This is a genomic window from Candidatus Nanopelagicales bacterium, assembly GCA_037045355.1.
Taxonomy (GTDB): Bacteria; Actinomycetota; Actinomycetes; order S36-B12.
On record JBAOHO010000016.1, the window covers coordinates 42879 to 57296 of the forward strand.

A 14418-nucleotide genomic window follows, 5' to 3' on the forward strand; every position below is an offset into this window, starting at 1 on the left:
CTTTGACGAACTTCCAGCGCCACCCCCAGGCTGCGGACCTGGTGCGCCGGACGTTCAAGCTCGTGCACGGCCGGTTGTAGGGATGCGGCTGCTCATCGCCGACTGCTCGGTCGACTACGCCGGTCGGCTGGCCGCGCATCTGCCGCCGGCCACACGTCTGATCATGCTCAAGGGCGATGGGTCTGTGCTGATTCACAGCGACGGAGGCTCCTACAAGCCGCTGAACTGGATGACGGCGCCGTGCACGATCAACGAGCCACCGGGGGGCAACGGCGCATGGGTCGTGACCAACAAGAAGGGCGACGAGAAGTTGGTCATCACGGTCACAAAGCTGCACCACGATTCATCCCACGACCTGGGCATCGACCCGGGGCTGGTCAAGGATGGCGTCGAGGCCCACTTGCAGACCCTGCTCGCCGGGCAACTCGCCCCCCTCGGCGAGGGCTACTCACTGATCCGCCGTGAGTTCGCCACCGCGATCGGACCGGTGGACCTGCTCTGCCGCGATGCCTCAGGAAGAACGGTGGCCGTGGAGATCAAGCGACGTGGCGAGATCGACGGAGTGGAACAACTGACCCGCTATCTCGACCTGCTCAACCGGGACCCACTACTGGCGCCCGTAAGCGGCGTGTTCGCCGCCCAGGAGATCAAGCCACAAGCCCGCACACTGGCACAGGACCGCGGAATCAGGTGTGTCGTGCTCGACTACGACGCGATGCGCGGCATCGACGACGGCATGAAACTGTTCTGAAAGCCGACTGCCGCGGTGACTCCGACCGCCTCGGTGACTCCGACCGCCGCGGTGACCCCGACCGCCTCAGTGACGTAGCGCGCTGCAGTCGAGGCCGGGCAATTCAAGGGCTGCTGCCCAGGGGCCGAGATTGGGCAGGGCCGGGATCGCTTCGAAGGCCCGCGCACGTTGAGCAGGTTGACCGCCGACGAGCCCGGAGCCGGAGAGGGCCGCGATATCGGCCCGGGACACGAGGGAGTCAACTCCGAGATCGAAGTGGACTGGCTGGTGGATGGGGACTGACATTCGGATACCTCCGCTGGGGGACGTTGACCACTTTGTGCGAGTCCGCGGACGATGTCACGGCCTACCCGCGAGTAACGTGGCACCTACTGGCTGGTAACGACGATCGGACTATGCGGAATCCGTGGAAACCCCTCCGGTCGGACTACTCGACTGAACACCAATCCAGGTCAGTCGTCCGCAGCGGGGCGAACCCGAGCCCGCTTGACCTCCCCGCGACGGCGCTTCGTGGCCAGGCGTCGCTCGACCGACCCGCGGCTCGGCCGGGTTCGACGCCGGGGACGGCGCGGCGGCGCGAGTGCCTGTGCCACGACATCGGCCAGTCGCCTGCGCGCGGTGCGCCGGTTCTGCCATTGGCTGCGGTGTTCTGCCGCCGTGACCGTGACGACACCGTCAACGAGTCGCTCTGACAGTCGGGCGCGAACCCGGTGGCGCAAGGCCTCGGGGATCGCCCGAGTGCCGTCGGGGGCCCAGGACAAGTGAACGCGGGAGTCCGTAGTGTTGACTGACTGGCCTCCGGGCCCCGATGAGCGGCTGAACTGCCACTGCAGTTCGGCGGCAGGGATGGTGACAGTCCGGGAGACGCGCAGATCCCCGGCGACGTCCTCCATATCAGGCTGCTTGTGGGTCCAGTCCGTGGGCGGTCCGGATCGTGGCAACCACCTGCTGCATGATCGCGGTGGCGTCGTAGTCCTTGGGAGTGAAGACCGCAGCGACTCCGGCGGAGCGCAAGGTGTCCGCGTCGGCATCGGGGATGATTCCCCCCACGACGACGGGAACGTCGTCGAGACCTGCCTCCGCGAGACCTCGGACCACATCGGGCACCAGTTCCATGTGTGATCCGGACAGGATCGACAGCCCGACGACGTGGACGTCCTCCGCCACCGCGGCTGCCACGATCTGAGCCGGGGTCAGACGGATGCCTTGGTAGATGACCTCGAACCCTGCGTCCCGAGCGCGGACAGCGATCTGTTCGGCACCGTTGCTGTGCCCGTCCAGTCCGGGCTTGCCGACGAGCATCCGCAGTCTGCCGCCCAGTTCCTCGCCTGTGGTTCGGACGCTGTGGCGGACCGCTGTGAGTGCCTGCCCGGCCTCGGCCACTCCCACCACCCCGCTGACCCCCGTGGGAGCCCGGTACTCGCCGAAGACCTCGCGCAGCGCACCTGCCCACTCCCCTGTGGTGACTCCCACGCGAGCACAGGCCAGCGTCGCCGCCATCAAATTTTGGTCGGTGCCGGCCACCTGCTGCAACTCCTCCAGCGCTGCCGAAACGGCCTCCTGGTCTCGCTGCGCGCGCCACTGTCGAATGGCGGCCACAGCCGCACTCTCGACCTCAGCATCGACGGTCTGGATCGCCGAGTCGAGGTCGGTGAGCAGCGGATTCTCCTCAGTGGTGTCGAACCGGTTCACTCCGACGACGATGTCGTCTCCAGCCTCGATCCGGGCTCTACGGGCCGCGTGCGAGGCGACCAGTTGCTGTTTCATGTAGCCGGATTCGACGGCGGCGACGGCTCCACCCATCGCCTGGACCCGCTCGATCTCCTCGCGGGCGGCTGTGACCAACTCGGCCACCTTGCCCTCGATGACCGCACTGCCGCTGAAGATGTCGTCGTACTCCAGCAAGTCCGACTCGAAGGCCAGCACCTGCTGGATGCGCAGACTCCATTGCTGATCCCACGGTCGAGGCAGCCCCAGCGCCTCGTTCCAGGCGGGTAGTTGGACTGCCCGGGCACGAGCATCCTTGCTCAAGGTCACGGCCAACATCTCGAGGACGATCCGCTGGATGTTGTTTTCGGGCTGCGCCTCCGTCAGGCCCAGGGAGTTGACCTGAACCCCGTAGCGGAAGCGTCGCTGCTTGGCATCGGTCACGCCGTAGCGTTCGGCGGTGATCTCATCCCACAACTGCACGAATGCGCGCATCTTGCACATCTCCTCGACGAAGCGCACGCCCGCATTGACGAAGAAGGAGATCCGGGCCACCACTTTGCCGAACTCGGCTTCGGGAACCTGGCCCGAGTCACGGACAGAGTCCAGGACAGCGATCGCGGTGGTCATGGCGTAGGCGATCTCCTGCACCGGGGTCGCCCCCGCTTCCTGCAGGTGGTAACTGCAGATATTGATCGGATTCCACTTGGGGATGTTGTTGACGGTGTACGAGATCATGTCGGTGATCAGCCGCAGGCTGGGCCCGGGCGGGAACACGTAGGTGCCGCGCGACAGATACTCCTTGATGATGTCGTTCTGGGTCGTGCCCTGCAGGACCGCAGGATCGGCCCCTTGCTCCTCCGCCACTGCCTGGTACAAGGCCAACAGCCACATGGCGGTTGCGTTGATGGTCATGGACGTGTTCATCTCGCCGAGCGGGATGTCCGTGAAGAGCGCCCTCATGTCACCGATGTGGGACACCGGGACTCCGACCTTGCCGACCTCGCCACGCGCCAACTCGCTGTCGGGGTCGTAGCCCGTCTGGGTGGGCAAGTCGAAGGCAACAGACAGACCGGTCTGCCCCTTGGCCAGATTGCGCCGGTACAACTCGTTGGACTCCTTGGCCGATGAGTGCCCCGCGTAGGTGCGCATCATCCAGGGCTTGTCCTTGGCTCGAGCCGCTTCGTTCACAACTGCCTCCCGTGGCCGAATCACCCCAGAATATCGGCCAGAGGCGGCTGGTGATCCCGCCAGGCGGCCGTCGGCGCCGGAGTGGACGACCTGGGACCCGTGGGCGTACGCCGCAGTCGGCGCGATGCCAGGTGAATGCCGTACGACTGAGTGGGATGCCGAACGACCGAGCGCGATGCCGAGCGAATAGTGCGACGATGCACGGGAAGGCGATGCTGCCGGTTCTTGTTCGCGAATCGACCCTTGTTCGCGAATCGACCCTTGTTCGCGAATCGACAGCGACGACACACTCGCCCGGGGCGCAGACTGCCCCGGGAATCTGCGCGGAGGTGACCGATGGCGCTACTGGCTGGCATCGAATCAGGCGGAACCAAGACGGTCTGCGCCGTCGCTACCGATCCGAGCACCATCATGGCTCGGGTGCGGGTACCGACCTCCGCGGACCCACGAGAGACTCTGGCAGCGGTTGCCGACTTCATCGCCACCCAGTCGGCTGAGCGAGGACCGCTCGCTGCGGTCGGTATAGGGAGCTTCGGACCCTGCGACCCCGATCCCACCAGCGCCACGTACGGATACGTCACGTCGACCCCCAAACCGGGCTGGCAGAACACCAACGTGATCGGCATCCTCGCCGCCCTGCTGCACGACCGAGGCATGGGAGGCGTGCCATTCGGTTTCGATACCGACGTCAATGCCGCGGCCCTGGGTGAGCAGCGCTTCGGCGCCGCGCAGGGGTTATCGAGTGTCGTGTACGTGACAGTCGGCACAGGCATCGGCGGTGGTGCGATGGTTGACGGCCGACTGCTGCACGGTCTGGTCCATCCGGAGATGGGTCACATCCGGATCCCCCGTCCGGCGTCAGAAGTAGAGAGTTTCGCCGGCGTTTGCCCCTATCACGGGGACTGCTGGGAGGGTGTCGCTGCGGGTCCGGCGATCTCTGCGCGCTGGGGTGCGCCGGGCGAGACCCTTGCCCCCGATCACCCGGCGTGGGAACTGGAAGCCGCCTACATCGCGGTCGGGCTGCACGCATTGGTGTGTGTGCTCTCGCCGGAGCGTGTCATCCTCGGCGGCGGTGTGGGTTCCTCGCCAACGCTGCAGGATCGTGTGCGGCCATTGTTGGTGGAATCCCTGGCCGGATACCTTTCCAGCCCGACGATCGTCGAGCACATCGACTCCTACGTGGTGCCACCCGGGCTAGGTGACAACGCGGGTGTCGTGGGAGCTCTCGCGCTGGCACAGGACGCGGTCGTCGCAGGTGTTCAGGCGGGGTAGTCGTAGAACCCTTTGCCGGTCTTGCGTCCGAGGTCTCCCGCCACAACCATCCGCTGCAGCAGTTCCGGCGGAGCGAACTTCTCGTCCTGCGTGTCGATGTAGATGTTGGTCGACGCGTTGGTCAAAATATCGATCCCCGTGAGGTCGGCCGTCTGAAGCGGCCCCATCGCATGACCGAAGCCGAGTCGGCAGGCCACGTCGACGTCCTCGGCGGTGGCGACCCCGCTTTCGACCAGACGGGCCGCCTCCATGGCCAAGGCCGAGATCAGCCGAGTGGTCACGAAACCGGCCACATCGCGGTTCACCACCACGCAGGTCTTGCCGACGCTCTCGGCGAAGGCACGGGCGCGTTCCAGGGTCTCGTCACTTGTCTTGTAGCCGCGCACGAGTTCACACAACTGCATCATGGGCACCGGCGAGAAGAAGTGCGTACCCACGACGCTCTCGGGTCGCCCGGTGGCGGCGGCGATGCGAGTGATGGGAATGGCCGATGTGTTGGTTGCCAGAACGCAGTCAGCAGGCGCCAACTTGTCGATCGACGCGAACAGCTCGGTCTTGACGTCCAGATTCTCGAAGACCGCCTCCACCACGATGTCGCAGCCCGCGACCGCTTCCTCCAGCGAAGTGGTGGTGTGGATCCGGGCCAATGCAGCCTCAGCATCCGACTGACTCAGGTTCCCCTTGGACACGAATCGCGTGAGCGACTTCTCGATCCCCGCAACGCCGCGCTGTAGGGACGCATCGTCGATATCTCGGATCACCACATCATGACCGGCAACGGCCGATACCTGCGCGATTCCGGAACCCATCAAACCAGCTCCGACCACGGCAACTTTGCTCACGGGGACCTCCTGCTCGCCGAATCCCCACTCGCGGGGCGACTCTTCGTGTCTTCGTGACATCAGCCTAGTAGGACGTCCTTGAACACCTGCCTCTCGGTCGGAAGGACCTCTCGGTGGGGCCCAACCTCGGGTGGGGCCCCACGCTCGGATCGGTTGGGCTGCGGATGATGAGTGTCCTGGCCGGTCCAAGTGGAAGGCGCACCGCAGAGCCCGCTTCCGGTCGGCAGCGAATCAACTGGCTCCGGACGGCGAGTCACAGCTGGTGACCTGCGAGCGGTTAGTACCGGTGCAGACCTCGAAGTAGGTGGGACTCGATCCCCCCGCTTGGACCGCGGCATGGGATCTGCCTTTGCGCCCGAAGACAACCGACTCCGAGCCGGTGCTGCGAGGGCCGGTGACCCGGTACCCGGCCGCGGTCAGCTTTCCCGCGTAGTACTGGGCAACCTCGGCGGGCAAGGCGGACGTGCGGTACCGCGCGTACTTCACACCGGGCCCTTTGGCGGCTTGAATCTTCTTCGCACCGGCGAACGCCGGTATGCCCTGAGGTGCCGCGAGTGCGGAACCTCCGGTCATCACAGGAAGTGTGGCGACAGCGAGTGCCAGAGCGGACGCCTTCCAATACGTCCCGCGTAGTCGCGGTTCGACCTGGTCCATGTTGGTCACCTTTCGATCGGAGCAGCGCCGGGCGCGCCGCCTGCTCTCGACCGTCGCATGGCGAGGCCTGCGGACCGAATGATCTGGGATCGCTTATCCACCACTTGTCGATGATTTGACCATCGCGTCAGACTTCCAGACTCCTCGGACTTCCGCCGGGCCGCCCGACTGTCGCTCCCGAATCGTTGGGGCCGGATCCCGCTCGGTGCCCGGCGAGTTCAGAGCGACGCGGCCAGGGGCAGGGGAACCCGTTCGATGTCGGCCCCCAGAGACTGCAGATCGGTGACGAAGGAGTCGTAGCCGCGATCGATGTGGTGCACCTCGGTCACGAGCGTCTCACCGTTGGCGACCAAGCCCGCGAGTACGAGACTGGCCCCCGCCCGAATGTCGGTCGCCACGACAGGGGCTCCCGAGAGCCGCTCTCGGCCACGGACCAATGCGTGATGACCCTCGATGCGCACATCGGCACCCAGTCGGACAAGTTCGTTGACGAACTTGAACCGGCTCTCGAAGAGGTTCTCCGTCACCATGGCCACACCCTGGGACACGGCATTCAAAGTGATGAATTGCGGCTGGAGATCGGTGGGGAACCCGGGATACGGCAATGTGACGATATCCACCGCGGTCGCCCGATCTTCCATCCGAACGCGGAACATGTCCGAAGCCGTGGTGACGTCGGCTCCAGCGGATGTCAGCTTGTCCAAGGCGATCTCGAGGTGGTGGTAATCGGCGCCGTGGACGGTGACATCACCGCCCGCGATGGCCGCGGCGGCAGCCCATGTACCTGCCACAATCCGATCAGGGACAGTCGCGTGGGTGGTCGGATGCAGCGCATCGACGCCGTCGATGACCAAGGTGGAGGTACCGACCCCACCGATCCGCGCACCCATTCCCGCGAGCATCTCGCAGATGTCGACGATCTCCGGCTCGCGGGCTGCGTTGTCGATGACGGTGGTGCCGTCAGCCGTCACCGAGGCCATCAGCAGGGTCTCAGTGGCACCGACGCTGGGGAAGTCGAGCCAGATGGACGCCGCCCGCAGCCGTTCGGGTGCGGATGCGAGCAGGTAGCCATGCTCGCTCGTCACTTTGACGCCCATCCGCTCCAGCCCCGCCATGTGCATGTCGAGCCCTCGCGACCCGATGGCATCGCCACCGGGCAGCGCAATGTCCGCCACTCCCAGTCGGGCGATCAGGGGCCCGAGCACTGAGATGGACGCTCGCATCTGCCGCACCAGGTCGTAGTCGGCGCGCTGCTCCAACTCGGCCGGAACATCGATGATGAGCTGGCGCTGTTCGGAGTCGAAGTCGACGGTCGCTCCGAGTCGGGAGATCAACTGCCCCATGATGGTGACATCCATGATGTCGGGCACATTGGTGATAGTCGTCCGCCCCTCGGCGAGCAGCGCCACCGCCATCAGTTTCAGGACGGAGTTCTTCGCACCCCGCACGGACACTTCGCCGGTCAGGTGATGACCGCCACTAATCCGGAATGCACCCACGCAGGCATGCTAGGCCCTGCTGGCCGACCATCACGCATCAGTGATTCGGCGCGCCCCGACATCCGATCCCAAACCGCGACATTTCCGAAAACACCAAGAGTTGCCGCCAGTCGTGACCTGCCTCCCACACCGTGGCCAGGCGTGGCCCTCACCACCACAGGGCACCCTCCCGCCACTGTGCGACGTGGGCTTGACGAACATGCGCTGAGCCGTCGGGGTCGCGGGATGAGGGAGTCAGGATCGTAGGATGAGGGATGGTCAATCTCACCAAGATCTACACGCGCACGGGCGATCATGGGACCACGGCGCTGGGCGACTTCAGCCGGACCGGCAAGAACGACTCCCGATTGATCGCCTACGCCGACGTCGACGAACTCAACGCTGCACTCGGGGTGTTCGCGGCGCTGGGTTCCCCGGACGCCACCATGGCAGCCGTCGTGCGCCGGATCCAAAACGAGTTGTTCGATGTCGGTGCCGATCTCTGCAGCCCCATCGGTCCCGATGACTCCCGCCTTCGCATCAACCAGTCCTACGTGGATCGCCTCGAGACTGACTGTGACACGTTCAACGCGCCGCTGGAGCCGCTTCGTTCGTTCGTACTGCCGGGAGGCACGCCCGCCGCGGCACTCCTCCATGTCGCCCGCACCGTTGCCCGCCGAGCCGAACGGTCTGCCTGGCAAGCTCTTGGCGAATTCGGCGACACCATGAATCCTCTGACTGCGACCTATCTGAACCGCCTGTCTGACCTGCTGTTCATCCTCGCCCGGGCTGCCAACAACGGCGACGACGTGTTGTGGGAGCCCGGCGCCACAAACTGAATCCCGCGCTCGACTTGCCGCATCACCCCTCAGTGAGGTTCGGTGGGATCATGGCAGACATTCTCATGACCGGGTTCCCGGGATTCCTGGGTTCCGCCCTACTCCCCCTCATCCTCGAACGCCGCGCAGGCGACGGGGCAGTGTGCCTCGTGCAAGAGCACTTTCGGGATCAGGCCCAGGAAAGGCTGGATGCTCTCACCGAGGAGCATCCGGTCTTGGAGGACCGGGTCGAACTTGTCGTGGGTGACATCACCGAACCGGGGTTGGGCCTCGATCCGGACAGAGTGACGGACTTCGTCGAGGTGTTCCACCTGGCAGCCGTGTACGACCTCGCAGTCGCCGAGGATCTGGCCCATCGGGTCAACGTCGAGGGCACGAACAATGTGATCGCACTGTGCCGGGAGATGCCGGGCCTGCGCCGCCTGCAGTACGTGAGCACGTGCTACGTGAGTGGCTCGCACCATGGGGTCTACACCGAGGATGACCTCGACACCGGGCAGTCTTTCCAGAACCACTACGAGCAGACCAAGTTCGAAGCGGAGATGCTGGTGCGCGATGCCATGAATGACGGCATGCCCGCGACCATCTACCGACCGGGCATCGTCGTCGGCGACTCAGTGACCGGCGAGACCCAGAAGTACGACGGCCCCTATTTCGTCATCCAATTCCTGATGATGCAGCCCCCGGGACATGCGCTCGTCCCCCGGGTCGCCGATCCGGACAAGATCCAGATGAGTATCGTTCCGCGCGACTTCGTGGTGTCCGCGATCGACGCGCTCAGCGTCATGCCAGAGGCCGTCGGCAAGACATATGCGCTCACCGATCCCCAGGCCCCGACCGTTCGCCGGATGGTCGACGAGTTCTGCCGGCTCCTGGACCGGGATCCCCACTGGGTGCGTGTTCCGCTCCGGCTGTCGCGCACCGTGGTGGGAATGCCATTCGTGGAACAGTTGCTGGGATTCCCCGAGGAGGCACTCGCCTACTTCGCGCACCCCACCATCTACGACACCACTCACGCCACAACGGACTTGGAGACCGTCGGGCTGAGATGCCCGGCGTTCCTGGACTACGCGCCCAACATGATCGACTTCGTGCGCGCGCACCCGGACGTGTCATCCCAAGCGATGGTGTAACGCCGGATCTAAGAGCACGGGCCAAGAGCCCCGGCGCCAGCGGCCCGGATCAATGCGACAGGCCGCCGGCCTGACCGCGCAAGGCAACGTCGATGCGGGTCTCGGCCCTCTTGAGCGCGGCGATCTCGTCCGGATCGTCGGCACCGGCGGCTTCCGCCCGGGCTTTGGCCGCCTTGGCGCGCTCAACGTCGATCTCCTCGGCCAGTTCGGCGGTCTCGGCGAGGATCTTGATGGTGTCGCTGTCCAGTGAGAAGAAACCCCCATGGACCGCGTAGAGCTGCTCCCCGTCGTCGGGCAACTCGACCCGTACGGCACTGTCGGCCAGCAGGGCGAGCACCGGTTCGTGCCCCGGCAGGATACCCATCGTGCCCTCGACGGTCTTGAGCACGACGGACTTCGCCGTGCCCTGCCACACCAAGCGGCCCACCGAGACGATCTCGACGTTGAGCTCGCCCATGATCAGGACTTCTTCAGTTCGGCGGCCTTGCGCTCGACGTCCTCGATGCCGCCGCACATGAAGAACGCCTGCTCGGGGATGTGGTCGTAGTCGCCGTCGCACAGGGCCTTGAACGACGCGATGGTCTCGGTGACCGGGACGAAGGATCCGGGCTGTCCGGTGAACGCTTCGGCGACGAACATGTTCTGGGAGAGGAACCGCTGGATCCGCCGGGCCCGGTTGACCAGGATCTTGTCCTCTTCCGACAACTCATCGATACCCAGAATGGCAATGATGTCCTGCAGGTCCTTGTAACGCTGCAGGATCTCCTGAACGCGGGCCGCAACGGCATAGTGCTCATCCCCGATGTACCGCGCATCCAGGATGCGGGAGCTTGAGTCGAGCGGATCCACCGCGGGGTAGATGCCGAGCTCGGAAATCGGCCGCGACAGCACGGTGGTGGCGTCGAGGTGGGCGAACGTGGTCGCCGGGGCGGGGTCGGTCAAGTCGTCCGCCGGGACATAGATGGCCTGCAGTGACGTGATCGAGTGTCCCCGAGTCGAGGTGATTCGCTCCTGCAACTGACCCATCTCGTCGGCGAGCGTCGGCTGATAGCCGACGGCCGACGGCATCCGGCCGAGCAGGGTGGACACCTCGGACCCCGCCTGGGTGAAGCGGAAGATGTTGTCGATGAACAGCAGCACGTCCTGCTTCTGGACGTCGCGGAAGTATTCGGCCATGGTCAACGCCGACAGCGCGACCCGCAGACGCGTACCGGGCGGTTCGTCCATCTGACCGAAGACGAGAGCGGTCTTGGAGATCACTCCGGACTCTGTCATCTCGAGGAACAGGTCGTTACCCTCGCGAGTGCGTTCGCCGACCCCTGCGAACACCGAGACACCACCGAAGTTCTCGGCGACGCGGTAGATCATTTCCTGGATCAGGACCGTCTTGCCGACACCGGCGCCGCCGAACAGTCCGATCTTGCCGCCCTTGACGTACGGCGTGAGCAGATCGATGACCTTGATGCCAGTCTCGAACACCTCGGTCTTGGCCTCGAGCTGGTCGAACGGAGGCGCCTGGCGGTGGATCCCCCAGCGGTCCTTGATGTCGAGTGAAGAGGCCGGCACGTCGAGAGGGACTCCCAACGCATTCCACACGTGCCCCTTGGTCACGTCCCCGACGGGGACGGTGATCGGTCCGCCGGTATCGCGGACCTCCGAGCCACGGACCAGACCGTCGGTGGGCTGCATCGAGATGGCCCGGACCAGGTTGTCACCCAGATGCTGCGCCACTTCGAGCGTGAGCGTGTGGGTTTCCTCGCCCTCGATCTTCACGTCATCGTCCCCGAACGAGATGGTGACCTCGAGTGCGTTGTACAACTCGGGCATGGCCTCGACGGGGAACTCCACGTCGACGACAGGACCAGTCACGCGGGCCACTCGGCCCACGCCCCCGGGCGTCGTCGCGGTGGTCTCCTCGGCGGTGGCGGTCATATGCCCTCCTCAGCTTCCTGCATTTGCAGAGGCCAGCGCGTCGGCTCCGCCGACGATCTCGCTGATCTCCTGGGTGATCTCGGACTGACGGGCCTGGTTGGCCAGCCTGGTGTAGGTCTTGATGAGTTCCTCGGCGTTGTCCGTGGCGGACTTGCAGGCCCGGCGCCGAGCTGCGTGCTCGGAGGCAGCGGACATCAAGAGCGCCGCGTAGACGGCATCCTCGACGTACCGAGGCAGCAGTTCGTCCAGCACGGCGTCTGCACCCGGCTCGAAGTCGTACAGCGGGAAGACCGGCTTGTCCTGACCGGGCTCGTTGGTGGGGCGGCCCAGATGCTGCTCCGAGATGTCGACTTCCTCTTCGACCACCTCGAGGGGCAGCATGCGGCGCACTCGCGGTTCCTGGGTGACCATGTTCACGAAGTGGGTGTATACGACGTGGATCTCGTCGGCGCCGCCATCTTCGGTGCGCATCAGGAATCGCTCCAGCAGCGCACCGGCGATTTCCTTGGCGTGTGCGTATTCGGGTTGGTCGCTGAAGCCGACCCACTCTCCGCCCACTTCGCGCTCGCGGAACTTGTAGTACCCCGCACCCTTGCGCCCGACGACGAAGGGGATGACCTCTTCGAATCCTCGTTCGTCCTTCAGCAGTCTGGTCAGCGCTTCGCCTTCGCGGATCGCATTCACCGAGTAGGCCCCGGCCAACCCTCGGTCTGCGGTGATGACCAGGTAGATGGCCCGTTGCTCGAGCCGAGCCTTGGCTGTCAGCGGGTGCTTTTCGACACCTGAGGCATGGGTGGCGGCCGCACTGATGGCGTCGAAGAGCGCGCGCGTGTAGGGGATGGCCGCATGCAGTTGCTTCTGGGCTTTCACGATGCGAGATGAGGCGATCATCTCCATCGCCTTCGTGATCTTCTTGGTCGACTGCACCGACCTGATCTTGCGTCGGTAGACCCGCTGCTGTGCACCCATCGTGGATCAGGCCTTTCGGACCTTCTTGGTGATCTTGGCGTGTTCGATGTCGCCTTCGGCCATGGCCTCGACTTCCGGTTCATGGCCGAGCAGAGTGCCCTCGCTGGTGCGGAACTGCGATTTGAAGTCGCCGATGGCGCCGTCAAGGGCGGCGATGCTGTCGTCGGACAGGTCGCCCGAATCACGGATCGCAGCCAGCAGATCGGCCTTGTCCCGACGCAGATAGTCCAGGAACTCCTTGTCGAAGCGACGGATGTCGCCCAGCGGAACCTCGTCCAACTGACCGGACGTGCCGGACCACACCGAGACCACCGCCTCTTCCATGGGGTACGGCTGGTATTGCGGCTGCTTGAGCAACTCCACCAGACGCGAACCACGCTCCAACTGCGCCTTCGACGCTGCATCCAAGTCCGAGCCGAAGGCCGCGAACGCCTCCAGTTCACGGAATTGGGCGAGGTTCAGACGCAGGCTGCCCGCGACCTTCTTCATGGCCTTGGGCTGTGCAGCGCCACCCACGCGGGACACCGAGATGCCCACGTTGATAGCCGGACGGACACCGGAGTTGAACAGGTCGGACTCCAAGAAGCACTGTCCGTCGGTGATGGAGATGACGTTGGTCGGGATGTACGCCGAGACGTCGTTGGCCTTGGTCTCGATGATCGGCAGCCCGGTCATCGACCCGCCCCCGAGGTCGTCGCTGAGCTTCGCACAGCGTTCGAGCAGCCGCGAGTGCAGGTAGAAGACGTCACCCGGGTAGGCCTCGCGGCCCGGGGGACGACGCAGAAGCAGGGACACGGCCCGGTAGGCCTCGGCCTGCTTGGACAAGTCGTCGAAGACGATGAGGACATGCTTGCCCTCGTACATCCAATGCTGGCCGATCGCTGAACCGGTGTAGGGAGCGAGGTACTTGAAGCCGGCAGGGTCCGATGCGGGGGCGGCAACGATGGTCGTGTACTCCATCGCCCCCTGCTCCTCGAGAGCACCGCGTACGCCGGCGATGGTGGACCCCTTCTGGCCGATGGCGACGTAGATGCATCGAACCTGCTTCGTGGGGTCGCCGCTGGCCCAGTTCAACTTCTGGTTGATGATGGTGTCGATCGCCAAGGCGGTCTTGCCGGTCTGGCGGTCGCCGATGATCAGCTGCCGCTGTCCACGCCCGATCGCTGTCATGGCGTCGACGGCTTTGATGCCCGTGAGCATCGGCTCCTTCACCGGCTGCCGTTGGACGACGGTGGGCGCCTGGAGTTCGAGGGCGCGCCTGTGATCCGTCTGGATCTCGCCGAGCCCGTCGATCGGCTCCCCCAGCGGGTTCACGACGCGGCCGAGGAAGTTGTCGCCGACAGGCACGGAGAGAACCTCGCCGGTGCGCCGCACCTCTTGACCCTCTTCGATCGCTGAGCCATCCCCGAGCAGCACGGTGCCGATCTCGCGGACGTCGAGGTTCAGTGCGAGACCCAGAAGCCCGCCCTTGAACTCGAGCAACTCGTTGGTCATGGCGGAGTGAAGACCCTCGACTCGGGCGATGCCGTCGCCGGTCTCCAGCACGCGGCCGACTTCGTCGCGCGAGGTGCCGGCCTCGTACGCCGAGACATTGCGCTCGATCGCATTGCGGATCTCATCCGGCTGGATTGTCAGCTCGGTCATTCTGCT

14 protein-coding genes are annotated in these 14418 nt (G+C 65.2%); 4 read left to right on the forward strand and 10 right to left on the reverse strand.

Going from position 1 to position 14418, the window contains the following annotated elements; all coding sequences use genetic code 11:
- Window positions 1-82: 82 nt before the first annotated feature.
- Window positions 83-751: an endonuclease NucS gene (nucS, locus tag V9E98_09965; protein ID MEI2717304.1), complete on the forward strand. Its 669-nt coding sequence runs from the start codon at window positions 83-85 to the stop codon at window positions 749-751.
- Window positions 752-817: 66 nt separating this feature from the next.
- Here the strand turns inward: nucS and V9E98_09970 are convergent, their stop codons facing one another.
- The 3 genes from V9E98_09970 to V9E98_09980 form a co-directional block, all read right to left on the reverse strand.
- Entirely contained in the window at window positions 818-1036 is a 219-nt protein-coding gene (locus V9E98_09970; protein ID MEI2717305.1) for a hypothetical protein, read from the reverse strand.
- A gap of 167 nt (window positions 1037-1203) precedes the next feature.
- Window positions 1204-1692: an alternative ribosome rescue aminoacyl-tRNA hydrolase ArfB gene (arfB, locus tag V9E98_09975; protein MEI2717306.1), complete on the reverse strand. Its 489-nt coding sequence runs from the start codon at window positions 1690-1692 to the stop codon at window positions 1204-1206.
- On the reverse strand, window positions 1646-3649 hold the full coding sequence (locus tag V9E98_09980; GenBank protein ID MEI2717307.1) for a protein meaA: 2004 nt from the start codon (window positions 3647-3649) through the stop codon (window positions 1646-1648). Before V9E98_09980 ends, arfB begins: the two co-directional genes overlap by 47 nt.
- 336 nt (window positions 3650-3985) lie before the next feature.
- Here V9E98_09980 and V9E98_09985 point away from each other — a divergent pair, with 336 nt between their 5' ends.
- Window positions 3986-4921, forward strand: a complete 936-nt coding sequence (locus V9E98_09985; protein MEI2717308.1) for an ROK family protein — start codon at window positions 3986-3988, stop codon at window positions 4919-4921.
- On the opposite strand, the gene V9E98_09990 is transcribed toward V9E98_09985, so the two are convergent.
- The 3 genes from V9E98_09990 to murA form a co-directional block, all read right to left on the reverse strand.
- Window positions 4909-5823: a 3-hydroxyacyl-CoA dehydrogenase family protein gene (locus tag V9E98_09990; GenBank protein ID MEI2717309.1), complete on the reverse strand. Its 915-nt coding sequence runs from the start codon at window positions 5821-5823 to the stop codon at window positions 4909-4911. The genes V9E98_09985 and V9E98_09990 overlap by 13 nt on opposite strands.
- Window positions 5824-5994: 171 nt before the next feature.
- Window positions 5995-6417 (reverse strand): hypothetical protein, encoded by a 423-nt coding sequence (locus V9E98_09995; GenBank protein ID MEI2717310.1) that lies wholly within the window; start codon window positions 6415-6417, stop codon window positions 5995-5997.
- Window positions 6418-6635: 218 nt separating this feature from the next.
- Window positions 6636-7916 (reverse strand): UDP-N-acetylglucosamine 1-carboxyvinyltransferase, encoded by a 1281-nt coding sequence (gene murA, locus V9E98_10000; GenBank protein MEI2717311.1) that lies wholly within the window; start codon window positions 7914-7916, stop codon window positions 6636-6638.
- A 254-nt stretch (window positions 7917-8170) separates the two neighbouring features.
- Between murA and V9E98_10005 the strand changes: the two genes are divergently transcribed.
- Together V9E98_10005 and V9E98_10010 are read left to right on the forward strand one after the other, a co-directional pair.
- Window positions 8171-8734 (forward strand): cob(I)yrinic acid a,c-diamide adenosyltransferase, encoded by a 564-nt coding sequence (locus V9E98_10005; protein ID MEI2717312.1) that lies wholly within the window; start codon window positions 8171-8173, stop codon window positions 8732-8734.
- A gap of 50 nt (window positions 8735-8784) precedes the next feature.
- Window positions 8785-9867, forward strand: a complete 1083-nt coding sequence (locus tag V9E98_10010; protein ID MEI2717313.1) for an SDR family oxidoreductase — start codon at window positions 8785-8787, stop codon at window positions 9865-9867.
- A 49-nt stretch (window positions 9868-9916) separates the two neighbouring features.
- On the opposite strand, the gene V9E98_10015 is transcribed toward V9E98_10010, so the two are convergent.
- Genes V9E98_10015 through atpA form a run of 4 tightly spaced genes read right to left on the reverse strand, consistent with a single transcriptional unit; the run spans window position 9917 to window position 14412 of the window.
- On the reverse strand, window positions 9917-10324 hold the full coding sequence (locus V9E98_10015) for a F0F1 ATP synthase subunit epsilon (GenBank protein MEI2717314.1): 408 nt from the start codon (window positions 10322-10324) through the stop codon (window positions 9917-9919).
- Window positions 10325-10326: 2 nt separating this feature from the next.
- Window positions 10327-11799 (reverse strand): F0F1 ATP synthase subunit beta, encoded by a 1473-nt coding sequence (gene atpD, locus V9E98_10020; GenBank protein ID MEI2717315.1) that lies wholly within the window; start codon window positions 11797-11799, stop codon window positions 10327-10329.
- 9 nt (window positions 11800-11808) lie between these two features.
- Window positions 11809-12768 (reverse strand): F0F1 ATP synthase subunit gamma, encoded by a 960-nt coding sequence (locus V9E98_10025; protein ID MEI2717316.1) that lies wholly within the window; start codon window positions 12766-12768, stop codon window positions 11809-11811.
- Between the two features lie 6 nt (window positions 12769-12774).
- The gene (atpA, locus tag V9E98_10030) at window positions 12775-14412 is read right to left on the reverse strand and encodes a F0F1 ATP synthase subunit alpha (protein ID MEI2717317.1); all 1638 of its coding nucleotides are present in this window, start codon (window positions 14410-14412) and stop codon (window positions 12775-12777) included.
- Between the last annotated feature and the right edge of the window lie 6 nt (window positions 14413-14418).

Excerpts from the sequence above, each read along its gene's own strand:
- nucS (MEI2717304.1), top strand. The coding sequence starts at position 83 with ATGCGGCTGCTCATCGCCGACTGCTCGGTCGACTACGCCGGTCGGCTG.
- V9E98_09970 (MEI2717305.1), bottom strand. The coding sequence starts at position 1,036 with ATGTCAGTCCCCATCCACCAGCCAGTCCACTTCGATCTCGGAGTTGAC.
- V9E98_09985 (MEI2717308.1), top strand. The coding sequence starts at position 3,986 with ATGGCGCTACTGGCTGGCATCGAATCAGGCGGAACCAAGACGGTCTGC.
- V9E98_09990 (MEI2717309.1), bottom strand. The coding sequence starts at position 5,823 with ATGTCACGAAGACACGAAGAGTCGCCCCGCGAGTGGGGATTCGGCGAG.
- V9E98_09995 (MEI2717310.1), bottom strand. The coding sequence starts at position 6,417 with ATGGACCAGGTCGAACCGCGACTACGCGGGACGTATTGGAAGGCGTCC.
- V9E98_10005 (MEI2717312.1), top strand. The coding sequence starts at position 8,171 with ATGGTCAATCTCACCAAGATCTACACGCGCACGGGCGATCATGGGACC.
- V9E98_10010 (MEI2717313.1), top strand. The coding sequence starts at position 8,785 with ATGGCAGACATTCTCATGACCGGGTTCCCGGGATTCCTGGGTTCCGCC.
- V9E98_10015 (MEI2717314.1), bottom strand. The coding sequence starts at position 10,324 with ATGGGCGAGCTCAACGTCGAGATCGTCTCGGTGGGCCGCTTGGTGTGG.
- atpD (MEI2717315.1), bottom strand. The coding sequence starts at position 11,799 with ATGACCGCCACCGCCGAGGAGACCACCGCGACGACGCCCGGGGGCGTG.
- V9E98_10025 (MEI2717316.1), bottom strand. The coding sequence starts at position 12,768 with ATGGGTGCACAGCAGCGGGTCTACCGACGCAAGATCAGGTCGGTGCAG.
- atpA (MEI2717317.1), bottom strand. The coding sequence starts at position 14,412 with ATGACCGAGCTGACAATCCAGCCGGATGAGATCCGCAATGCGATCGAG.